General features: G+C 58.1%; 22 protein-coding genes. 10 read left to right on the top strand and 12 right to left on the bottom strand.

What is annotated here, in order from left to right:
• Positions 1 to 8 precede the first annotated feature (8 nt).
• A complete protein-coding gene (gene thyX / locus FIU92_RS10315; protein WP_152458489.1) occupies positions 9 to 917 on the top strand; it encodes an FAD-dependent thymidylate synthase in 909 nt (302 codons plus the stop codon).
• A 363-nt stretch (positions 918 to 1280) separates the two neighbouring features.
• On the opposite strand, the gene FIU92_RS10310 is transcribed toward thyX, so the two are convergent.
• The gene (locus FIU92_RS10310; RefSeq protein ID WP_152458488.1) at positions 1281 to 1487 is read right to left on the bottom strand and encodes a cold-shock protein; all 207 of its coding nucleotides are present in this window, start codon (positions 1485 to 1487) and stop codon (positions 1281 to 1283) included.
• Between the two features lie 215 nt (positions 1488 to 1702).
• Between FIU92_RS10310 and FIU92_RS10305 the strand changes: the two genes are divergently transcribed.
• Both FIU92_RS10305 and FIU92_RS10300 read left to right on the top strand, forming a co-directional pair.
• A complete protein-coding gene (locus FIU92_RS10305; protein WP_152458487.1) occupies positions 1703 to 2020 on the top strand; it encodes an ArsC/Spx/MgsR family protein in 318 nt (105 codons plus the stop codon).
• Positions 2021 to 2060: 40 nt separating this feature from the next.
• On the top strand, positions 2061 to 2429 hold the full coding sequence (locus FIU92_RS10300) for a hypothetical protein (protein ID WP_152458486.1): 369 nt from the start codon (positions 2061 to 2063) through the stop codon (positions 2427 to 2429).
• Position 2430: 1 nt separating this feature from the next.
• Here the strand turns inward: FIU92_RS10300 and FIU92_RS10295 are convergent, their stop codons facing one another.
• The 5 genes from FIU92_RS10295 to thrS all read right to left on the bottom strand — a co-directional run bounded on the left by FIU92_RS10295 (position 2431) and on the right by thrS (position 7115).
• On the bottom strand, positions 2431 to 2949 hold the full coding sequence (locus FIU92_RS10295) for a DoxX family protein (RefSeq protein WP_152458485.1): 519 nt from the start codon (positions 2947 to 2949) through the stop codon (positions 2431 to 2433).
• Positions 2946 to 3707, bottom strand: coding sequence for a DNA-binding domain-containing protein (locus FIU92_RS10290; RefSeq protein ID WP_152458484.1), 762 nt, complete (start codon positions 3705 to 3707; stop codon positions 2946 to 2948). Before FIU92_RS10290 ends, FIU92_RS10295 begins: the two co-directional genes overlap by 4 nt.
• Positions 3704 to 4561: a DUF692 family multinuclear iron-containing protein gene (locus FIU92_RS10285; protein WP_152458483.1), complete on the bottom strand. Its 858-nt coding sequence runs from the start codon at positions 4559 to 4561 to the stop codon at positions 3704 to 3706. The genes FIU92_RS10290 and FIU92_RS10285 overlap by 4 nt, the downstream gene beginning before the upstream one ends.
• A 71-nt stretch (positions 4562 to 4632) precedes the next feature.
• Complete coding sequence (locus tag FIU92_RS10280; protein WP_152458482.1) at positions 4633 to 4935, bottom strand: DUF2282 domain-containing protein; 303 nt, start codon at positions 4933 to 4935, stop codon at positions 4633 to 4635.
• Between the two features lie 221 nt (positions 4936 to 5156).
• Positions 5157 to 7115: a threonine--tRNA ligase gene (thrS, locus tag FIU92_RS10275; RefSeq protein WP_152458481.1), complete on the bottom strand. Its 1959-nt coding sequence runs from the start codon at positions 7113 to 7115 to the stop codon at positions 5157 to 5159.
• Between the two features lie 211 nt (positions 7116 to 7326).
• On the opposite strand from thrS, the gene FIU92_RS10270 reads away from it, so the two are divergent.
• The 4 genes from FIU92_RS10270 to FIU92_RS10255 all read left to right on the top strand — a co-directional run bounded on the left by FIU92_RS10270 (position 7327) and on the right by FIU92_RS10255 (position 10522).
• Positions 7327 to 8076, top strand: a complete 750-nt coding sequence (locus FIU92_RS10270; RefSeq protein ID WP_152458480.1) for an alpha/beta fold hydrolase — start codon at positions 7327 to 7329, stop codon at positions 8074 to 8076.
• Complete coding sequence (locus FIU92_RS10265) at positions 8076 to 9068, top strand: carboxylesterase (protein ID WP_152458479.1); 993 nt, start codon at positions 8076 to 8078, stop codon at positions 9066 to 9068. The genes FIU92_RS10270 and FIU92_RS10265 overlap by 1 nt, the downstream gene beginning before the upstream one ends.
• Before the next feature lie 44 nt (positions 9069 to 9112).
• Positions 9113 to 9727 carry a hypothetical protein gene (locus tag FIU92_RS10260; protein WP_152459886.1) on the top strand — a complete coding sequence of 205 codons (615 nt, stop codon included), beginning with the start codon at positions 9113 to 9115 and terminating at the stop codon, positions 9725 to 9727.
• A gap of 84 nt (positions 9728 to 9811) precedes the next feature.
• Complete coding sequence (locus FIU92_RS10255; RefSeq protein WP_152458478.1) at positions 9812 to 10522, top strand: alpha/beta fold hydrolase; 711 nt, start codon at positions 9812 to 9814, stop codon at positions 10520 to 10522.
• On the opposite strand, the gene FIU92_RS10250 is transcribed toward FIU92_RS10255, so the two are convergent.
• Positions 10519 to 11112, bottom strand: a complete 594-nt coding sequence (locus FIU92_RS10250; RefSeq protein ID WP_254705292.1) for a DUF6151 family protein — start codon at positions 11110 to 11112, stop codon at positions 10519 to 10521. The genes FIU92_RS10255 and FIU92_RS10250 overlap by 4 nt on opposite strands.
• Complete coding sequence (gene phaZ, locus FIU92_RS10245; protein WP_152458477.1) at positions 11112 to 12383, bottom strand: polyhydroxyalkanoate depolymerase; 1272 nt, start codon at positions 12381 to 12383, stop codon at positions 11112 to 11114. Before phaZ ends, FIU92_RS10250 begins: the two co-directional genes overlap by 1 nt.
• Positions 12384 to 12494: 111 nt before the next feature.
• Between phaZ and FIU92_RS10240 the strand changes: the two genes are divergently transcribed.
• The 3 genes from FIU92_RS10240 (at position 12495) to phaR (ending at position 15561) form a co-directional block, all read left to right on the top strand.
• Entirely contained in the window at positions 12495 to 14297 is a 1803-nt protein-coding gene (locus tag FIU92_RS10240; RefSeq protein WP_152458476.1) for an alpha/beta hydrolase, read from the top strand.
• A gap of 130 nt (positions 14298 to 14427) precedes the next feature.
• The gene (locus FIU92_RS10235; RefSeq protein WP_152458475.1) at positions 14428 to 14874 is read left to right on the top strand and encodes a phasin family protein; all 447 of its coding nucleotides are present in this window, start codon (positions 14428 to 14430) and stop codon (positions 14872 to 14874) included.
• Positions 14875 to 15009: 135 nt separating this feature from the next.
• The gene (phaR, locus tag FIU92_RS10230; protein ID WP_152458474.1) at positions 15010 to 15561 is read left to right on the top strand and encodes a polyhydroxyalkanoate synthesis repressor PhaR; all 552 of its coding nucleotides are present in this window, start codon (positions 15010 to 15012) and stop codon (positions 15559 to 15561) included.
• A gap of 64 nt (positions 15562 to 15625) precedes the next feature.
• Here phaR and FIU92_RS10225 read toward each other — a convergent pair whose 3' ends face one another.
• The 4 genes from FIU92_RS10225 to FIU92_RS10210 all read right to left on the bottom strand — a co-directional run bounded on the left by FIU92_RS10225 (position 15626) and on the right by FIU92_RS10210 (position 20305).
• The gene (locus FIU92_RS10225) at positions 15626 to 16840 is read right to left on the bottom strand and encodes a DegT/DnrJ/EryC1/StrS aminotransferase family protein (RefSeq protein WP_152458473.1); all 1215 of its coding nucleotides are present in this window, start codon (positions 16838 to 16840) and stop codon (positions 15626 to 15628) included.
• 113 nt (positions 16841 to 16953) lie between these two features.
• Positions 16954 to 18258: an FAD-binding oxidoreductase gene (locus FIU92_RS10220; RefSeq protein WP_152458472.1), complete on the bottom strand. Its 1305-nt coding sequence runs from the start codon at positions 18256 to 18258 to the stop codon at positions 16954 to 16956.
• Positions 18259 to 18266: 8 nt separating this feature from the next.
• Positions 18267 to 19625, bottom strand: a complete 1359-nt coding sequence (locus FIU92_RS10215) for a glutamine synthetase family protein (protein ID WP_152458471.1) — start codon at positions 19623 to 19625, stop codon at positions 18267 to 18269.
• Complete coding sequence (locus FIU92_RS10210) at positions 19625 to 20305, bottom strand: type 1 glutamine amidotransferase (RefSeq protein WP_152458470.1); 681 nt, start codon at positions 20303 to 20305, stop codon at positions 19625 to 19627. The genes FIU92_RS10215 and FIU92_RS10210 overlap by 1 nt, the downstream gene beginning before the upstream one ends.
• Positions 20306 to 20359 lie beyond the last annotated feature (54 nt).

The following is a 20359-nucleotide window of genomic DNA, read 5'->3' as shown; positions in this document are numbered from 1 at the left end:
AAAACTTGATGCCGCTGTCCGCTGACCAACAGGCCGAGATCGAAGCGCAACGTGCCCAATCGCATCCCACTCGTCGCGTCGTTTCAGCGGGAATGGAAGATCACCTTTACACCGCGCATCAGGTTCTGGATCACGGCTTTGTCCGCGTGATTGATTATATGGGCGATGATGCGGCCATCTGTCAGGCCGCGCGTGTGTCTTATGGCAAGGGAACCAAATCGGTTCAAAACGACGAAGGTCTGATCCGGTACCTTATGCGGCACTGGCATTCGACCCCTTTCGAAATGTGCGAGGTCAAACTGCATGTGAAGCTGCCGGTCTTCGTGGCGCGGCAGTGGATTCGGCACCGTACGGCCAATGTAAATGAGTATTCGGCGCGATATTCAATTCTGGATCGTGAATTCTATATTCCCGCACCCGAACATGTGGCCGCCCAATCAGAGGTGAACAATCAGGGCCGTGGCTCTGCTCTGGAAGGTGAAGAGGCCGCGCGTGTTCTGGACATCCTCAAGGCCGACAGCGCCCGGTGCTATGACAATTACGAGTCGATGATCAGCCAGGACGGGCAGCAGGGGCTGGCACGAGAATTGGCGCGGATGAACCTGCCCGCAAACATCTATACGCAGTGGTATTGGAAGGTCGACCTGCACAACCTGTTCCATTTTCTGCGACTGCGCGCTGACCCTCATGCTCAATATGAAATCCGCGTCTACGCTGATACGATGTGCAAGATCGTCGCCGACTGGGTGCCCTTTGCCTATAAAGCATTCGAGGACTACCGTCTTGGGGCCGTCAACCTGTCGGCTCAGATGGTTGAAAGCCTGCGCCGCATGCTGGCGGGTGAGGACGTCACGCAGGAAAGCTCGGGCATGACGGCTCGGGAGTGGCGCGAATTCGAAGAGATCATTCGCAAATAGTATTCGAATTGCCGGGCGCTAATTTCTTTGGATTGTCGTGCCAAGCGGCCCATCGCCTAAGCAGTGTGTGGGCTTTTGCGACGCATGCACGATGACCTGAAACCGGAACGAAGGGCGTCGCAACGTGCCAGCGTCGCCCCGAGCACACAATGAAGCCTGGGAAATCCGGTTTGCGGGCGGGGCTGGGATCTGTTCGCAGGAACCCGGGGTATCCGACACCACTGCAACGGATATACACCATCGACGCCGCACAAATGAACAATCCGCGCGCGGGTAATGGAACAGGCCCGGTAGGGGGTGGTTGACGGCCGGAAATTGGCCGCCATCCTTAATGGATCCGTCCCGCGATCAGCGGGGATGTCGTTACAACGGCTTCAATTCCGCAGCCATTTGTCGGCCGTCGCGTCCGTCCTGCAACTCGTACGAGACTTTCTGATTGTCTGCGAGTCCGGTGAGGCCGGACCGTTCTACGGCCGAGATATGTACAAACACATCTTTGCCCCCTTCATCAGGGGCAATAAAACCATAACCTTTAGTGGTGTTGAACCATTTCACGGTGCCGGTTGGCATGTCCCGTGTCTCCTTCTACTTGCGCATTGTCCCACAAATTGGTGGGGGCTGTGGTCAGCGTCACCACAAAAAAAGACTGTTTGGCACTTTCTGAACAGTCCGTTTCGTGTGTTTCGCCTTTTTCAACATTGCACGGTGAAGTAAAAAATCAAGAATAACCGCCGGAAACTGGCAAGTTTGCTTAAAATGCAATCAAATGCAGGAGCAGTAAAAACATGCGCCTTTATGGATTGAAAACCTGTGACACCTGTCGCAAAGCATTGAAAACATTGCCAGACGCAGAGTTCGTGGATGTCCGCAGCGACGGCGTGCCGGATGCTGTGCTGTCGCAGGCTCTTGCTGACTTCGGCGACGCTTTGCTCAACACCAGGTCAGCGACATGGCGCGGATTGGATGACAACCAGCGCGCGAAAGCACCTTTGGAGCTTTTGAAACAGCATCCCACCCTGATGAAGCGCCCGTTGATCGAGAAAGGCGGAGAGCTGTTTCTCGGCTGGACTGCGGAAACACGCACGCAGCTTGGTATTTCTTAAGGAATGCTTATGTGCCTGCAAGCAACAGTGAGGACGTTAAATGCGTAATGCCGCCATGATCTTGGGCGTTATTGCCGGGCTGATCGGGATGATCGTCGGGTTTTTCGGGTATGCGAAGGTGGTCGTCATCGATCACGTCGGCGAGATAGACGGCGTTCTGAGGCAGGTGGACAACCCTGACCTGATTCAGGCTGTTTCGATCATTGCACCTTTGTTGGCCATTGCCGGGGGCGCGATGGCGCCCGCGCGCGCCCTTGTTGCAGGAATCCTGCTGCTGATTTCAGCGGCGGCGATGTACTACGCCTTCGGATTTGGTGTGTTCACCATGTTCCCGATCGCGTTTGCCGGGGTTGCGGGGGTGCTTGGGCTGGCGGCAGGTAAGCCGGACCAGCCCAAAGCGCATTTCTAGGTCATTTCAGACGCAGGATCCGATCAAGTGAGATGGGGCCTGCACCGTTGATCACGATCACCAGCATCAGGAACGTCCACATCGTGCGCTGATCCATAATGGATGGCGCCGCGTCGAACAGGCTGCCCAGTTTCACGCCATGGCCGGTGACGTCGACCAGGGTCTGCACCCAGATGAAACCGATCATACCCAAGGCCGCCAAGCGGGTGAACAGACCGACCAGCAGCAGCGCGGGAAGGACGAATTCTGCAACCGTGCCAAAGAAAATGACGACCCGTTGAAAGAACGTCATTTGGGATACGTCGTAAAGGACGGCTTCGGCGGCTTTGGGGAAAATCTGACCGAAGGCACCGGCCGAAGGTGAAAAGATCGAGCCGTCGATCTTCAGCATCGCCGAGTTCCAGTAATAGACCAGAAGAACCGCGACAAAGACCAGTCGCGCCAGCGTGGGTGTAAGCCAGTTGGACGCCAGGTCCACTTTTCCCAGAACATTGTTGTGAAGTGAGATCAGGGCAGTCATGTCTCCAGCCTTTCGATAGTCACAGAAGTTATTGCACCGCCCTGCAAAAGCAGTGCCAGAGTGGTTCCAAGGTCAAATTCCGGCTGCGCCGCAGCGGTTTTTTCAAACGCTTCGCCGATCATGTCGCCGCCTTGCATATGGGCGATCCAATCGGCGCCGCCGACGGGCAGCAACTGGGCAACCGGGTCGAATTCCGGGCGCGTGATCAAAACATCCTCGGCGCGCGCATCGGGTTTCGGCGCGTCGGTTTCGGTGTTGAAACGCCAGATCGCGTGAATGGGCCAGTCCGACCGTACCACCCGCATGGCCGGGGCAAAACGCAGCCGGGTTCGCATGACCTGTTCGGGGTCTGCGGCCAGCGCGTCTGCCGGGGCGGGTTGGCTGTCGGCGGCGTGGTACGACTTGCGCAACGCAAGTTCCAGCCGCGCCACATCCGGTAGGTAACCAAGATGGGAAAGCTGCTGCATTCCGGCCAGAAATTCGGGAAAGGCTTCACCGTAGAACATCATCAGCGGTGATGATGGCGGGTGCTGGCGCAGAAATATCCCGGCCAGCCCGTCCATGTTCTGTGGCCCCAGCAACTTGGTGATGACTGGAAACGCCTGATGCATCGCCTCGGTTAAGGACACGGCGACATTGTTGCGATAGACGCTGAACCGACGACCGGCTGGCTGCGCCTGGGCGTCAAGCAAACCTTCGGGGACAGGGGCTGACGCATCCATCATGGCCGCGCGAAATTCGGATTGCGAAACGCTCATGCCGGGATCCGTTCAAGGGCGGTCTGCGCGCGAACGGCCTCTTCCCGCAAAATGGACCAGTCCGGTACGTCGGTGTCCCACTCGATCAGGACGGGTTTCGGTCCCGTGCGTTCCAGCACGTAATCCAACAGCGCCCAAACCGGGTCGACCACTTCACGCCCGTGGCTGTCGATCAGCAGCGGATGGCCGTGATCGTCTTCATCCTCGTCATGGCCGCCAAGGTGAATTTCCCCCACTTTTTCAAGTGGGTAGGCATCGATGTAACCCTGAGGAGAAAAGTCCAGATTGGTGGCAGAGACAAAGACGTTATTGACATCCAGCAACAAGCCACAACCGGTGCGACGCGCAATTTCGCGCAGGAAGTCGGGCTCGGACCAGGTGCTTTCTTCAAAAGCCAAATAGCTTGAGGGGTTTTCCAACAGCATCTGCCGTCCGACGGTGTCCTGAACCTGATCGATATGATCGCAAACGCGTGTCAGTGTTGCGTCGGTATAGGGCAGGGGCAGCAGGTCGTTGTAGAAATGGGTGTCATGGGTGGACCAGGCCAGGTGTTCGGAAAAGCTGGCGGGATTCAGCCAACCCATCAGATATTTCAGCCGGGCCAGGTGATCAGGGTCCAGCGCGCCTTCGCCGCCGATGGACAGGCCAACGCCATGGACCGAGATCGGGAATTGTTCGGAAAGGTGGCGCAGCTGCGCCAGAGGCCGCCCGCCGTCGCCCATGTAGTTCTCGGCATGGATTTCCAACCATGCGACGGGCTGTGCGTGTTCAAGTATCTGAGCGAAGTGTTGCGGCTTGTAACCAACGCCCGGCGCTGCGGGCAGACGGTTCGACCGGTGGGCATCATCCAGCATGGGTCAGTTCCTTGATCACGAAAGGGAAGGGGCGGGCGATGGTGCCCGCCCCTGAATTCGTCAGGCCGTTCTTATGCGGGCAGATCGCGATCCAGGGCTTCCAGCGAGCCTTTGCGCGGGGTGCCGTCTGCCTGTGCGGGCAGTTCGATATCCGCGCAGGTGCCTGCGTCAACCAGGGTCCATGCGTTGCCCTGATAATCAACGGTCGAGGTGCCCGCGCAGGTGGTACCGGGGCCCGCGGCGCAGTCATTCTGACCGGCCAGCGATACGCCATAGCATTTTTCCTTTGCCTGAGCGGATGCAGTGGTTGCGGCGCCCGATACGGCGGCTGCGACTGCGGTTGCGATAACCAGGGACTTGGCTGTGTTCGACATCTCGGTAATCCTCTTGATGACTGGGTATGTCTGCTTGTGACAATGACAAAGGTAGTAGCTTGATAGACAGAGTTGAATTCACGAGCCCGTGTCTCACAAGCACGTCAAAGGGCGGCGTGCCCTCTTGCAGCGTAATGCATTGTTTTTGATGAAGAAAGAGTGAATTGTTTCAATCTGGCCCCAATTCGGGGGCCAGATTCCCAGCAATATGCTGCCGATTGTTACAGCAAGTCCGGCGGGGTGGCTGCCTGCGACAGCTCGTTTGTTACAACGTCAAGCGGTTGGACCTGCGTCTGTTTTTCGCCCAGACGCCGGACACTGACGGTACGGTCTTCAACTTCGCGATGGCCGACGGCCAGAATGACCGGAACTTTGCCGACCGAGTGTTCACGAACCTTGTAGTTGATCTTTTCGTTGCGAATGTCGGCTTCGGCCCGCACACCGGCGGCGCGCAGCGTTTCGACCACTTCGGCGACATAGCCATCCGCATCTGAGGTGATGGATGCAACCACGACCTGACGCGGCGCAAGCCAGAAGGGCAGCTTGCCGGCGTGTTCTTCGATCAGGATACCGATGAAACGCTCGAACGAGCCCAGCGTCGCGCGATGCAGCATGACGGGGCGGTGCTTGCCGCCGTCAGCGCCGATATAGGTGGCTTCAAGGCGTTCGGGCAGCACGAAGTCAACCTGGTGCGTGCCGCATTGCCAATCGCGACCGATCGCATCCGTCAGAACAAATTCCAGCTTGGGACCATAAAAGGCGCCTTCACCGGGGTTGAGCTCCGGCTCGATCCCGGCAGCACGTGTCGCGCTGAGCAACGCGGCTTCGGCCTTGTCCCAGACTTCATCCGACCCCGACCGTTTCTCGGGGCGATCCGAGAATTTGACCGAGAAGTTCTCGAATCCCAGATCCTTGTAGATCCGGGACAGGAACCGGATGAACTCTGCGGTTTCTGACTCGATCTGGTCTTCGGTGCAGAAGATGTGCCCATCATCCTGCGTAAAGCCGCGCACACGCATGATACCGTGCAGCGCACCTGACGGTTCATAGCGGTTGCAAGACCCGAATTCGGCCATGCGCAGCGGCAGGTCGCGATAGGATTTCAGGCCCTGATTGAAAATCTGCACATGGCAGGGGCAGTTCATCGGCTTGAGCGCGTTGATCGCCTTTTCGCGGGCATGTTCCTCGTCCACTTCGACGATGAACATGTTTTCCTGATACTTGTCCCAATGGCCCGATGCTTCCCACAGTTTGCGGTCTACAACCTGCGGCGTGTTGACCTCGACATAGCCGCCGTTGCGCTGCTGACGGCGCATGTAGTCCTGCAACTGGGTGTAGATCGTCCAGCCGTTGGGGTGCCAGAAAATCTGGCCGGGGGCCTCTTCCTGCATGTGGAACAGGTCCATCTCGCGGCCCAGCTTGCGGTGGTCGCGCTTGGCGGCCTCTTCCAGCATATGCAGGTGCGCTTTCAGCTTCTCCTTTCCGGTGAAGGCCACACCATAGATGCGCTGCAACATCGCACGGTCGCTGTCGCCACGCCAATAGGCGCCGGCGATGGACATCAGCTTGAACGCATCCCCCGGAACCTGCCCGGTATGTTGCAGGTGCGGACCTCGGCACAGATCCTGCCAGTGCCCGTGCCAGTACATGCGCAGCGGCTCGTCGCCGGGAATAGCCTCGATCAGCTCGACCTTGTAGGGCTCGTTGTTGGCCTTGTAGAACTCGATCGCGCGCTCGCGGTCCCAGACCTCGGTGGTGACGGGATCACGCTTGTTGATGATCTCTTTCATCTTTTTCTCGATGAGGCCGAGATCTTCCGGCGTGAACGGCTCTTCGCGGTCGAAGTCATAATACCAGCCGTTTTCGATGACGGGTCCGATGGTGACCTTGGTGGCGGGCCAGATTTCCTGAACCGCGCGCGCCATGATATGGGCCAGATCGTGGCGGATCAGCTCATTGGCCTGGGCCTCATCCTTCATGGTGTGGATGGCGATCTGCGCGTCGGATTCGATGGGCCATTGCAGGTCCCAGTGCTGGCCGTCAACGGTGGCCGAGATGGCCTTTTTGGCCAGCGAGGTTGAGATGTCGGCAGCCACCTGCGCGGGCGTGACGCCTGCGGCGTAGGTGCGTGCATTGCCATCGGGAAAGGTGAGAGAGACGGATTGAGAATCCAGGGCCATATCGGCTCTCCTCGTCGGTTTGGCGCCCACTGAACGCCCGGTTGCGGGTTATGTGTGTTCGGCCCATGTGGCAGGTGGATGGGCCTGTGTCAAGAGTGGGGGCGAGGGGCCAGCCCCTCGCGCTCCCCGGAGTATTTGGAAAAAGATGAAGTGGGCGGAATTGCACTCGGGGGTGGGGCGTGCATGATGCAGGAAAAGGAAAGAGGGTTTCATGGCAGCGACGGATTTTCTGGAGACGCCGCAGGGGCGGCGACTGGCTTATCACAAGACCGAAGGGGCAGGACCGACCATCGTTTTTCTGGGCGGGCTCAAATCGGACATGGAAGGCACCAAGGCCGTGCATCTGGAAGCCTGGGCACAGGCGCGGGGGCAATCGTTCTTGCGGTTCGATTATTCCGGCCACGGCGAAAGCTCGGGCGCGTTCACCGAGGGCTGTATCGGTGACTGGCATCAGGACACATTGGCTGCGGTAAAGGCATTGACGGACGGACCTTTGATCGTGGTTGGCTCATCAATGGGGGGATGGCAGGCATTGCTGCTGGCCAAGGTCATGCCCGCGCGAATTGCAGGCATGGTCACAATCGCCGCCGCGCCGGATTTCACCGAGGACGGGTATTGGGCTTCGTTCAGCGACGCACAAAAGGCTGCGCTGGACACTGTCGGCCATGTCGAGCTGCCGTCCGACTATATGGAACCCTATATCATCACCAAGCGCATGATCGAAGACGGACGCCAGAATTTGGTTCTGCGGGGCGCTCTGGATCTGCCGTTCCCGGTTCGGTTTCTGCAAGGCACCGCAGACACGGCGGTTTCGACCGAAACAGCCGTGCGGCTGCTGGAACATGCTGCGGGTCCTGACATGCGGCTGCTGTTGGTCAAGGGGGCTGATCATCGCTTCTCGGACGAGAAGTGCCTGGGTTTGATCGAGACCGCGGTACTTGACGTGTTGGGAGAAGCCTGATGCGGCGCTTTGGTTGGTTTCTGGGGCGCGCTCTTCTGGCGCTGGTTGTTCTTGGCGGCCTGGTCTACTGGTTCGGCCCGCGCGAGGAAGTGAACCTGCACCCGACCTTTGACGCTCGGAAATTTGGTGAAGGTGTTCAGGTTTATTTTGAAAGCACCGAGTCCGCCTATGATGACATCGTTCCGGGTGTCGAAAAGCGCGTGATCTGGCAGGACGGATACAAGGAACAGCGCACGCCGTATTCTGTTCTGTACATCCACGGTTTTTCAGCAAGTTCCGAGGAAATCCGCCCCGTGCCTGATCTGGTGGCTGACGCTTTGGGCGCCAATCTGGTCTACACCCGGCTGCAAGGTCACGGTCGGGATGGGCCGGCAATGGCCGAGGGTACGGCCTCGGGCTGGATGCAGGATACCGCAGAAGGGCTGGCAGCGGCGCGCGCGGTCGGGGAAAAGGTGATCGTCATTTCCACCTCGACCGGAGGAACGCTGGCGGCGGCCGCTGCGTTGGATGCCGATCTCAGCCAGGATGTGGTCGGCATGGTTTTTGTCTCGCCGAACTTTGGTGTGAATACCGTCGCGGCGTGGGTGCCTTCATTGCCATGGGCAAGAAGCTGGTTGCCTGTTTTGATGGGGCAAGAACGCGATGTGTCAGGGCCGGACCCAGAGAAGAACAGGTACTGGACGTCGGTCTACCCGTGGGAAGCCGTCGTGCCGATGTCCGTGCTGGTGGATACGGTCTATGCGCTGGATTTCTCTGAGGCCCTGATACCCGCCTTGTTCTGGTTTTCGGATGATGATCAGGTTGTGCGGCCGGACCGGACGCACAAGGTTGCCGAGGCCTGGGGCGCTCCGGCAACGGTCAGGCTGGTGACGATGGGGCCGGGTGACGATCCGTCTTCACATGTTATCGCGGGGCGATTGATGTCGCCGGGTCAAACCGATGCCGCCGTTGCTGGTATTCTGGAGTGGCTGAAGGGCTTGGGGGTGGAATAAACCCTGATCGGATAAAAGGATGCAAGATGCGTAAGCCGGGCAGCATGTGGAGCCTTGAGACCCTGGGTCGTGTCCGCTTGTCCCGGCACTTCTTCATGCGCGATTTTCTGTATTCGGAAATCGGCAACTTCCACCAAAAGCAGAATATTCCGGACAACCCGGATCTGGCGATCGAAACAGGCCGCGCTTTTTGCGAAACCCTTCTTGACCCTTTGGAAGAGACATTTGGCCGGGTCGCGGTCAGGTCGGGTTATCGTTCATCGTCCTTGAACCGGTTTGGCAATGAAAACAAGCTGAACTGCGCCCGAAACGATCACCCGCTGGAATGCCACATCTGGGATCGCGGGGAAGGGGATGCGCGGATTGCCGGGGCATCCATCGTTATCCCGTGGTTCGCGGATCAATACGCGCAGGGCAGGGACTGGCGAGATCTGGCGTGGTGGATGCACGATCATCTGGAGTATTCCGAAATCTGGTTCTTCCCCAAGCTCTGCGCGTTCAACCTTGTCTGGCGGCCCAGGCCGCATCGCCGGATCGACAGCTATATTGCTCCGCGTGGGTGTCTGTTGAGGCCCGGCGCTGAACCCGGTGAAGACCTTGCGGCCCGGCAATCCCGTTACGCCGATTTCCCGGCATTTCGGGCCATCGCCTACCCGTGAAGTTTTCCTTGCCCGGCTGCGGCAAAACTCTCATCCTGACAACAACTGGACGGACTCGGAAAACCGAGCAGATGGAGCCCCCGCGTGAACGAACCGCTGGTGTTGTTGCCTGGGTTGATGTGTGATGCCCGGCTGTTTCGACCTCAGATCGAGGTGTTGTCACGGTCACGGCCTGTCACTGTTGCACCTGTTTCCGGAGGCGAGCGAATTGAAGAGATCGCCTCGGGGCTGTTGGATCAGCTGCCACATCGGTTTGCATTGGCGGGCCTGAGCATGGGTGGTGTTGTGGGGCTGGAACTGATCCGGCGGGCACCGGAACGGGTGACGCGCCTGTGCCTGATGTCGACGGACGCACAGGCGGACACACCTCAGATCGCGGCCAGTCGCGAGGATCTGATCATCGGGGCCCTGGGTGGGCGGCTGGAAGAGGTCATGCGCCAACTGGTCGGCACCGATACTTTGGCGCCGGGGCCCAGGCGAATCCCCATTCTGAATGATCTTTTGGCAATGGCGAATGATCTGGGCGCCGAGACATTCGTGCGCCAAATGCGTGCCTTGCAGCGCCGACCCGACCAACAGGGATCGTTGCGCCGCATCAATGTCCCCACTTTGATCATGTGCGGTGCCCATGACACGCTTACCCCGGTCAGACGGCATTCTTTCATGTCTGACCTGATACCAGAGGCCGCGTTGGAGATCGTTGAAAATGCCGGACATCTTCTGCCGCTTGAAGCGCCCGATGCCGTGAACAAAGCCTTGGAAACCTGGCTGAATATCCCGCAAAGGTTTGTCTAGGGGCAAAGCGCCGCGCGTTCGTCTTTCGAAATGACATTCGGTACGACCGCAGGATCGCCGGTCTCGGGGTCGAAAAACGGCGTTTTCTTCCACCGTCCTGACAGGCGCGATAGCAGGGCGCGGCGCAAAAGGCCAAAAGCCGCAAACCTGACCTTTTCGTGTTTTTGTTTTCCATCGGGTCGAGCGACAAACCCACGGGTCGTGACCGGCCCCAATGCAGAAACGTCACCGGTAATCCTGCCGACGATAAACCCTGCAAAGGGCAAACGGGCAGTCCGTGGCGTCGTCGCCAGCGGGGCGTTGCAGCAGCTGGCATACCATCGCAGCATGCCATTTGGGCTGAGTTTCATGGCCGAAAGGAATTGGCCTCCGGCGGTGATTTCGATTTCATCCGGTGCCATCTGGAAGATGTCCACCGGGCCTGGGGCCGGGTCGGGCTGCCCGAAATACAGCTGCGCCGCGCGGCAGTCATGACAAAAACACTCGACATGGGTTCCAAGCCGAACGCCCCGGTCCGAGATTTGACCCTTCAACTGGCCGCAACTGCACGAAAAGGCGAGGCCACCATGTGCCGGCCCGCCCATGTTCATCAGGCGACCTTGTTGGTGTTCGCTGCGCGGCGAGGTTTCTTGCGGCTGTTTTCGTTCATGAAATCAATCACAAGCGGGCGAATGTTGTCGCGCCAGCTGCGGCCCGCGAAAATGCCATAGTGGCCCGCTCCGGGTTCTACGTGGCTGGCCTTTTTGCTGTCTGGCAAGCCGGTGCACAGGTCCAGGGCAGCAATACATTGACCGGGCGCCGAGATATCGTCATTCGCACCTTCGACCGATTTCACGGCAACATCGGTGATCTTGCCGATATCCACCTTGTGGCCGGCGACAACAAATTCGTTGCGTGCGATCTCGCGGTTTTTGAACACGCGTTCGACCGTCGACAGATAGAACTCGGCCGTCATGTCCATCACCGCAAGATATTCGTCATAGAAACGGTTATGGGCATCCAGGTCCGAGGCTTCGTTGCGGATAACACGCTGAATCTGATCGGAAAACGCTTTGGAGTGGCGATCGGCGTTCATCGACATGAACGACGCCAGTTGCAGCAGGCCGGGGTAAACCATACGCCCGACACCTTTGTACTTGAACCCGACTCGTTGAATCATGGTTTCTTCCAGCTGACCCATCGTCACACGGCGTCCAAAGTCGGTGACGTCGGTCGGGGTCGCGTCCGGGTCCACCGGCCCGCCAATCAGTGTCAGGGTACTGGGTTGAGCCTTGGGTTCGACCTCGGCCAGATAGGCGGTGGCCGCCAGTGTCAGCGGGGCGGGCTGACAAACCGCGACGACATGCGTGTCCGGCCCCAGTTCCTTCATGAAATCTACAAGGTAGAGCGTGTAGTCTTCGACATCGAACTTGCCGGCAGACACAGGAATATCGCGCGCATTATGCCAATCGGTGATGTAAACTTCGCAATTAACCAGCAGGCTTTTGACGGTCGAGCGCAGCAGCGTGGCGTAGTGGCCGGACATGGGCGCAACCAGCAGGACCTTGCGCGGTTGTTCTTCCCGGCCGTTGACACGGAAGTGAACCAGATCGCCGAAGGGGCGTTCCAGAACGGTCGTGATCTCGACCAGATGGTCCTTTCCATCCTCGCAGGTGAAGGTACGAATGCCCCAGTCAGGTTTGACGATCATTCGCTGGAAGGTTCGTTCGGTGACTTCGCCCCAGGCAGCCATCCAACTGAACGCCGGGTTGGGTGTCATGGAAAACAGCGGGTAGGACGCCATCGCGCTTGCGGTTGCACCAAGCCACTGGTTGGTGTTACGCATGGACTCCATAAGGTCGTAGGTCATCATATAGCGCATAAATGGGGCCTCCTGAGTGTCATCCTGAGAGTTCGGACCATTCGTCGCTTTGCCCCCCAGCACCCACGACGTTATTCTGCATGGCAGCGAGGTTAGGGTGGAATTGTTAAAATGACAACAAGTGAAGACCAAATGCCGGACGTGTCCGAAGAACATATTGAACGCATTAAAGAAAATATGGAAAAGGTCGAGCAGCTCTCGAAGCGCCTGATTGAAATTATGGCGTCAAAAAAGTCGCACACCCCAGCGCTGGACGGCCCGAATCAAGAGCTTTTCGCACGAGCAGCAACAGCGTATTGGGCCGATGCATGGCAAAATCCCGCCAAACTGTTGGAGCAACAAATAGAATTCTGGGGCAAGTCGGTTCTCAACTTTGCCGAAGCGCAGAAAGCGCTGACAACGGGTGAGGTGGAAACCGAGGAAACCAAGCCCGGTGACAAACGGTTTTCCAATCCCCTTTGGGAGACAAACCCTTATTTCCGACTGATCCGGCAGCAATACCTGACGAACGCGGAAGCGATTGCGCAGGCTGTCTCGTCGGTCGATGATCTGGATGCCAAGGACAAACGACGCCTACAGTATTTCTCGCAGCAGATCATCGACATGATGGCGCCCACGAATTTTCTGGCGACTAACCCGGATGCTCTGCAAAAGGCGGTCGAGACCGAAGGTCAGTCGCTGATAAAAGGGTTGGAGAACCTTGTTTCAGACCTCGAAGCCAATGATGGCGAGTTGGTCGTCAAACTGGCGGATGAAAGCGCGTTCGAGGTTGGTGGAAACCTGGCGACAACGCCGGGCGAGGTCATATATCGCAACCGGATGATGGAGCTGATCCAATACAAGCCGGTGACTGAAACGGTTTACGAGACGCCCATCGTTCTGTTCCCGCCCTGGATCAACAAGTTCTATATTCTAGATCTGAAAGCCCAGAACAGCATGATCAAATGGATCACCGAACAGGGCTATACCCTGTTTGTCGTAAGCTGGGTGAACCCGGATGAAAGCTACGCCGAAACCGGCATGGAAGACTATATTCAGGACGGTTTCCTGACCGCAATCGAAACGGCCAAGAAGATCTGCAAGGTCAAACAAGTCAACGCTGTGGGTTATTGCATCGCGGGCACGACGCTGAGCCTGACCTTGTCCTTGCTGAAACAGCGTGGCGACAAATCGGTCAAATCCGCAACGCTGTTCACGGCACTGACGGATTTTTCCGATCAGGGTGAGTTTACGCCATTCCTGCAAAACGACTTTATCGACGGAATCGAAGAGGAAGTAAAAAAGGAGGGCGTTCTGCGGTCGTGGATCATGGCGCGCACCATGTCGTTCCTGCGATCACGCGACCTGATTTATGGTCCGGCCATTCGCAGCTACATGATGGGGGAAGTGCCTCCGGCCTTTGATCTGCTCTACTGGAACGGCGATGGTGCAAACCTGCCAGCAAAAATGGCCGTGGAATATCTGCGAGGCCTCTGCCAGCGCAACGAGTTCGCAACCGACGGTTTCGAGTTGATGGGGCACAAGCTGAAACTCGAAGACGTGGATGTGCCGCTGATGGCCATAACCTGCGAAACCGACCACATCGCGGCATGGAAAGACTGTTACCGCGGCGTGCAGAAAATGGGCTCGCGGTCCAAAACCTTCGTGGTTTCAGAATCGGGTCATATTGCGGGCATCGTGAACCCGCCCAGCAAGAAGAAATATGGCCACTACACCAACCCGGATATGAAGTCGGACGCCAGCACCTGGCTGAAAGAAGCTGATTTTCACGAGGGGTCCTGGTGGCCCATGTGGGACGCGTGGTTGAAGAAGCGCTCCGGCAAGCAGGTTCCGGCCCGTGAGCCGGGTGATTCGAAGCACCCGAGCCTTGCATCCGCACCCGGGACTTATGTTGTGGCGAAACCAAACGCCTGATTTCATTTTGAAACTTAAAAATTCTGCGTCGCAGCAAGAAAAAACTTGCAATGCTGCGGTGCAGCAATCATATTGTCCTTAAGCTGATGAAACCCGGGGTGGGCCCGGACAGGCTAAAAGGATTAGGACAATGGCAAAGACCCAAGACTTTACCGCGATCATGAAAGACATGATGGGTGCATTTCCGGTGGACACCACCGCAATGGAAGGCGCATTCAAATCGACCGCTTCGCTGAACGAGAAGCTGTCGGGCGTTGCCCTGGACGCTGCTGAGAAATCGGCCGAGATCTCGAACAAATGGACCAAGGACACCCTGGCCAAGCTGAGCGAGATGTCGAAAGCCAAGGCAGAGCCTGCTGACTACGCAAAAGCCGCAACCGACTTCGCAAGCGCGTCGGCTGAAGTTGCAGCTGAAAACCTGGCCGCTTTCGCTGAAATCGCGAAAAAAGTTCAGACCGAAACCGTCGAGCTGCTGATGGCTGCCGGCAAAGACGCCGCGGAAGAAGCAACCGCTGCCGTCAAAAAGGCGACCAACGAGGTCACCACCGCAGCCAAGAAAGCTGCAGCTGCAAAGTAAGAAACGTCCGCGAAGCGCACCCAACCCTCCCATTAGGTGCAATCGCGTTGGGCAGGTCCATTGACCTGCCCTTTCTTTTTGTGCTGCACTCGCATAACCTGTGCTGCAACGCATCATCCTTGGGGAGGGAACCCGGTGTCGGACCAAGAAAAACCGCTGCTGATCAAGCGCTACGCCAGCCGTCGGCTGTATAACACCGAGACCAGCGATTACGTGACGCTCGAAGACATCGCGGGGTTCATCCGTGACGGGCGCGAAGTACAGATCATTGATCTGAAAACCGGCGATGACCTGACGCGCCAGTATCTTCTGCAAATCATTGCCGAACATGAAAGCCGGGGTGAAAACGTGCTGCCGGTGAATGTACTGAATGATCTGGTGCGCAGTTACATGCTGCCGGGCGGGGGGATGATGCCCCAGTTTCTGCAAAGCTCGTTCGAGATGCTGCGCGAAAGCCAAAACAAGATGATGGAAAACATGAGCGCGATGAATCCGATGTCTCAGATGCCGGGTTTTGACGCGTTGCAGGCGCAGCAACAGGCTTTCCTGAAGGCGATGACCAGTGGGCTGTCCAGCGGATGGTCCAGCCCGGAAAAGGAAGAGGACAAGTCCGAACCAAAAGAGGATCTGGACGACATCAAGAAACAGCTGGCCGAGTTGCAGCAAAAACTGTCCAAGCTGAACTGATCCGTTCCGAACCAAGAAACAGGTCCGCATTGTGCGGGCCTTTCTTGTTCAAAATGCCTTCGTCCTACGTGCCATAAACCGGCATCGGGCCGGTCACTTCGCCAACCGATGCCAGCAGGATGTCTGCAATCACGTCCAGCTCTTCGCGGGTCAGGCGGACGGGCAGGCGCACGTCACAGGCCTTCATCAGCATGTCGCGCGTCTTGGGCAGGTCGAAAGTTTCCGGAAGGAATTGCCAGTTCCAGAAGGCGCGGGCGTTGTCTTCGCTCAGACCAAAAACCTGAACCTTGACGCCGCGTGCCTCGGACGCTGCGGCAAAGGCGCGGATCTCATGTTCCTGCATTCCGACAAGATTGAACTGGATTGAATCCGGCGCACGCTGCTCGGGGGGCAGCGGGGCGGGAACCTCGATATGAGACGAGGTGTTCAGGCGACCGGCCACGTAATCGTGGTTCGCCAGGCCATCGCGGACGCGGCGCGCCAGTTCCGGAAGTTGCGGACGGATCACCGCCGCGCTGAGGTTGCTCAGGCGAAGATTGTACAGCGGCAGCTTGTTCTGCCAGCGGGCAAAGGCCTCTTCCAGTTCGGGTGAATTGTCACCCTGAGGACCTTTGTGCTTCTTCCAATTGTGCTCATACGCGCCCGACATGATGACGGCCCGCGCTACAAGATCTGCATCATTCGTGATCAGGATGCCACCTTCGCCGGCATTGATCATCTTGTAGGATTGGAACGAGAAACATCCGACCTTTCCGATCGTACCGATATTGCGGCCATGCCATGTGGTGCCCAGCGAATGCGCGGCATCCTCGATCACCGGAATGTTTCGTGTGTCGCACAAGGCCATGATCGCATCCATGTCGGATGTATGCCCGCGCATGTGGCTGATGATGACTGCCTGAACGTTGTCCAGCTTGGCCTCGAAATCGGCCATGTCGATGCGATAGTTTTCACCCACTTCGCACAGAACCGGAATGCAGTCGGCGTGGACGACCGACGACGGCACGGCCGCGAAGGTGAAGCCGGGGATCAGAACACGCGCATCGCGGGGCAGGCCCAGTGCTTTGAGCGACAGAAACAACGCGGCCGAACAGGACGACACCGCCAAGGCGTATTTCGTGCCCAACAGTTCCGCGAACTCGGCTTCCAGCAGGGCCACCGGGGCATCCTGCGGTGCGGTATAGCGGAACAGGTCACCTGACTGCATCAGGGCCTCGATCGCGTCCTTGGCGGCGGCAGGGATGGGTTCGGCGTCGTGAACGTTGGGGGGCAGCGTCATATTTGGAATTCCCGAATTCTATCTTTGGGAAAGATAAAGATAATCGGAAGGTAATCCAAGCCCTCAATCGCCGGGCAGGCGAAAATTCACCAATCTGTCGCAATTTACGTGGATCAGACCCCAAGCCGGTCGCGCAGTGCGAACCAAGTCATGGCCAGCACCAGAAGCGGGCTGCGCAGGGCAGGGCCGCCTGGAAAAGACAGCGCGGGCACGCGTGCCATCGTGTCAAACCCTTCGGCCTGACCCTGAATCGCCATCGCCATGAGTTGTCCGGCATGGGTCGCAGTGCCGACACCGTGACCGGAATATCCCGAAGCCGAAAGAATATTGGGTGCGACACGGGCCAGATACGGCATCCGCCGCATTGTGATGGCCAGCGTTCCGCCCCAGGCATAGTCGATCTTCACATCCCGCAAATGCGGGAAAATCTCGGTCATCGGTTTGCGGACCTTGGCGGCGACATCTGATGGAAAGCGATAGCCATAGCTTTCGCCGCCTCCGAACAAGAGGCGGCCATCGGCGCTGAGGCGAAAATAGTTCACCACGAATTTCGTATCCGCAACCGCCACATCCCGGGTCAAAACCTGGGCGGTGTCCTCTCCAAGGGGTTCGGTGGCCGCAATGAAATTGTTGATGGGCATGACCCTGGCGGCGACGGAACGATTGAGGTCGCCCAGATACCCGTTGCAGGCCAGAATGACGTGCTCGGCCCGAACGTTGCCGTGAGCAGTTCGGATCACAGCCGTCTGGCCCTCGTCAATACCGGTCACTTCGGTGCTTTCATGGATGCGAACGCCCGCTTTGGCCGCGGCTTGCGCCAATCCCAATGCAAAGTTCAGAGGGTGCAGATGCGCCGCACCCATATCCAGATACCCCCCGTGATAAGCTGGCGACGGGCACAGCGAATGACCCGCGTTTTCGTCCAACAGCTCGATCTGGTCGTATCCGTACCGCTCGGAAAGATGGCGGGCGTGGTCATGCAGTTCTTTTTGCTCGGATTTGCTCAGGCCCAGAACGGCGACACCGGGTTTCAGGTCACAGGCGATCTTGTGTTTTGCAATCAGGGATTTGACCAGATCCTTGGCGTCTTCAGCCAGTTCCCACAGCTTGGCGGCGTCGGCATCGCCTACAAGACGCTCGAGGTCTTCCTGGTCCATCCGCTGCGCGCTGCCCAACTGGCCGCCGTTTCGGCCCGACGCGCCAAAGCCGACGCGGTGCGCTTCAAGCAGCACGACGTCGAATCCGGCTTCGGCCAGATGAAGGGCCGCGGACAGCCCCGTATAACCGCCACCGACAACGCATACATCCGCCTTGGTGTCTTCTGACAACGCGGGAAAGCGATCCATCGGATGTGCCGTCGCGGCATACCAGCTGTCAGGGTACTGGCCCTTGCGGTCATTGGAATAGAGCAGGTTCACGGAAGGTCTCAGACGTTGATCAGCAGATGTTCACGTTCCCACGGAGAGATGACCTGTAGGAACTCCTCGTACTCGGCCCGTTTGACGATGCCGTAAACGCGGGCGAATTCGGGGCCCAGAACTTCGTGCAGGGCAGTGGCCTCGTCGAACAGGTCCAGCGCTTCGCCCATGACCTGCGGGATATCGCCCTCGCCTTCATAAGCGTCGCCATAGAACTGACGACGTGGGCGTTCCTGCTCGACCAGGCCAAGATAGCCGCAGGCAAGCGACAGCGCGATGCCCAGATACGGGTTGCAGTCCATCCCGGCGATGCGGTTCTCGACGCGCCGCGATTCCGGGCCGGACAGGGGCACGCGAATACCGGTGGTGCGGTTGTCACGGGCCCATTCCAGATTGATCGGTGCCGCGTGATCCTTCACATAGCGCCGGTAGGAATTCACATAAGGTGCCATGACCGCCAGACCAGCGGGCAGGTGGTTCTGCAGACCGGCGATGAAGTGGTAAAACGCGTCCGTCTCACCCCCTTGAGGACCAGAAAAGATGTTCTGACCGGTTTCCATATCGATGATCGAGTGATGGATATGCATGGCCGAGCCCGGCTCTTCCTCGATCGGTTTGGCCATGAAGGTGGCAAAACAATTGTGGCGCAGCGCGGCCTCGCGGATCAGGCGTTTGAAATAGAAGACTTCATCGGCCAGCTTCACCGGATTGCCGTGACGCAGGTTGATTTCCAACTGCCCGGCGCCGCCTTCCTGCGTGATGCCGTCGATCTCGAACCCCTGATGCTCGGCGAAATCATAGATGTCGTCGATCACCGGGCCAAACTCGTCCACGGCCGTCATGGAATAGGCCTGCCGCGCCGCGGCCGGGCGGCCGGAACGCCCCATCATGGGTTTGATGCCCTGCGCCGGGTCCACGTTGGGGGCAACCAGAAAGAACTCCATCTCTGGTGCAACAACCGGCTTCCATCCCTTGTCATGATAAAGCTGCACAACACGCTTGAGCACGTTACGCGGGCTGTAGGGGATCGGATTGTCATCCCGGTCGTAGGCGTCGTGGATCACTTGCAATGTCCAATCCCCCGTCCACGGCGCAGCGGAAGTGGTCGAGAAATCGGGCTTCAGGATCATATCCTTTTCGATGAACCCGTCATCGCCGGCCGCTTCGCCCCAGCCCCCCGTGATGGTCTGGTAAAAAATGCTGTCGGGCAGGTGGAAATAGGATTGCTTTGCGAATTTTGATGCAGGCACCGCCTTGCCGCGCGCAATGCCCGGCAGGTCCGAAATGATGCATTCAACTTCGTCCAGTCGTTGCCCGTGGAAATATGCCTTTGCGGCTTCCGGCAGTTTATCGGTCCAATCAGCCATCAGGCTCTCTCTTTCTTTAGAAACTCGGCCATGTGGCACGCGATTTTGGCGTTGTCGTCCGGGGCCGTCTCGCGATTTGCGGCTTCGCGCATCAGGTCTTCGGGCACCACGCCCTTGCCCCGTGTCCGCATCAGGCCTGCCACGAATCCGTTGCTGAATTCCGGGTGGGCCTGAACCGTCCAGATTGTGTCTCCATAAGCCAGCATCGCGTTTTCGCAGAAGGCATTCCGGCCCAGAACCCGCGCTTCCTTCGGCAATTCGACAACCTGATCCTGATGCCAGGCATTCAGCCATAATCTGTTGCCGTCATATTCGTATTCCGTACGACCTATGGCCCATCCTTTCGAGAATTTCTCGACCTTGCCACCCAGTGCCTGAGCAATGATCTGGTGGCCAAAGCAAACGCCGATCAGGGGTTTTCCACTTTCCCGGATCTCGCGCACCAACGCTTCCAGCGGGGCGATCCAGGGAAGGTCCTCGTAAACCCCGTGGCGCGATCCGGTAATGATCCATCCATCCGCATCATCCGCACCATCAGGGAAAGTGCTGTCCACGACGGCGAAGGTCACGAACTCGAACCCGTTGTCACGCAGCAACGCGGGGAAAAGTTCGTCATAATCCCCGAATTCGTCCTGTAGCACTTCGGGGGTGTGGCCGGTTTGTAGAATACCGATTTTCATGTGTCACCAAATTTGATCAAATTAATCCTAACCGAGACTGGTTGACGCGGCAAG

Source organism: Ruegeria sp. THAF33 (assembly GCF_009363615.1).
Taxonomy (GTDB): Bacteria; Pseudomonadota; Alphaproteobacteria; order Rhodobacterales; family Rhodobacteraceae; genus Ruegeria.
This window is presented reverse-complemented; position numbering and strand designations above follow the sequence as displayed.

Bases quoted from the DNA above. Each gene is read 5' to 3' on its own strand.
- FIU92_RS10240 (WP_152458476.1), top strand. From the start codon at position 12,495: ATGACAACAAGTGAAGACCAAATGCCGGACGTGTCCGAAGAACATATT.
- FIU92_RS10310 (WP_152458488.1), bottom strand. From the start codon at position 1,487: ATGCCAACCGGCACCGTGAAATGGTTCAACACCACTAAAGGTTATGGT.
- FIU92_RS10210 (WP_152458470.1), bottom strand. From the start codon at position 20,305: ATGAAAATCGGTATTCTACAAACCGGCCACACCCCCGAAGTGCTACAG.
- FIU92_RS10250 (WP_254705292.1), bottom strand. From the start codon at position 11,112: ATGAACATGGGCGGGCCGGCACATGGTGGCCTCGCCTTTTCGTGCAGT.
- FIU92_RS10280 (WP_152458482.1), bottom strand. From the start codon at position 4,935: ATGTCGAACACAGCCAAGTCCCTGGTTATCGCAACCGCAGTCGCAGCC.
- thyX (WP_152458489.1), top strand. From the start codon at position 9: ATGCCGCTGTCCGCTGACCAACAGGCCGAGATCGAAGCGCAACGTGCC.
- FIU92_RS10270 (WP_152458480.1), top strand. From the start codon at position 7,327: ATGGCAGCGACGGATTTTCTGGAGACGCCGCAGGGGCGGCGACTGGCT.
- FIU92_RS10295 (WP_152458485.1), bottom strand. From the start codon at position 2,949: ATGACTGCCCTGATCTCACTTCACAACAATGTTCTGGGAAAAGTGGAC.
- FIU92_RS10305 (WP_152458487.1), top strand. From the start codon at position 1,703: ATGCGCCTTTATGGATTGAAAACCTGTGACACCTGTCGCAAAGCATTG.
- FIU92_RS10235 (WP_152458475.1), top strand. From the start codon at position 14,428: ATGGCAAAGACCCAAGACTTTACCGCGATCATGAAAGACATGATGGGT.
- FIU92_RS10290 (WP_152458484.1), bottom strand. From the start codon at position 3,707: ATGAGCGTTTCGCAATCCGAATTTCGCGCGGCCATGATGGATGCGTCA.
- FIU92_RS10285 (WP_152458483.1), bottom strand. From the start codon at position 4,561: ATGCTGGATGATGCCCACCGGTCGAACCGTCTGCCCGCAGCGCCGGGC.
- FIU92_RS10215 (WP_152458471.1), bottom strand. From the start codon at position 19,625: ATGGCTGATTGGACCGATAAACTGCCGGAAGCCGCAAAGGCATATTTC.
- thrS (WP_152458481.1), bottom strand. From the start codon at position 7,115: ATGGCCCTGGATTCTCAATCCGTCTCTCTCACCTTTCCCGATGGCAAT.
- FIU92_RS10225 (WP_152458473.1), bottom strand. From the start codon at position 16,840: ATGACGCTGCCCCCCAACGTTCACGACGCCGAACCCATCCCTGCCGCC.
- FIU92_RS10260 (WP_152459886.1), top strand. From the start codon at position 9,113: ATGTGGAGCCTTGAGACCCTGGGTCGTGTCCGCTTGTCCCGGCACTTC.
- FIU92_RS10265 (WP_152458479.1), top strand. From the start codon at position 8,076: ATGCGGCGCTTTGGTTGGTTTCTGGGGCGCGCTCTTCTGGCGCTGGTT.
- FIU92_RS10300 (WP_152458486.1), top strand. From the start codon at position 2,061: ATGCGTAATGCCGCCATGATCTTGGGCGTTATTGCCGGGCTGATCGGG.
- phaZ (WP_152458477.1), bottom strand. From the start codon at position 12,383: ATGCGCTATATGATGACCTACGACCTTATGGAGTCCATGCGTAACACC.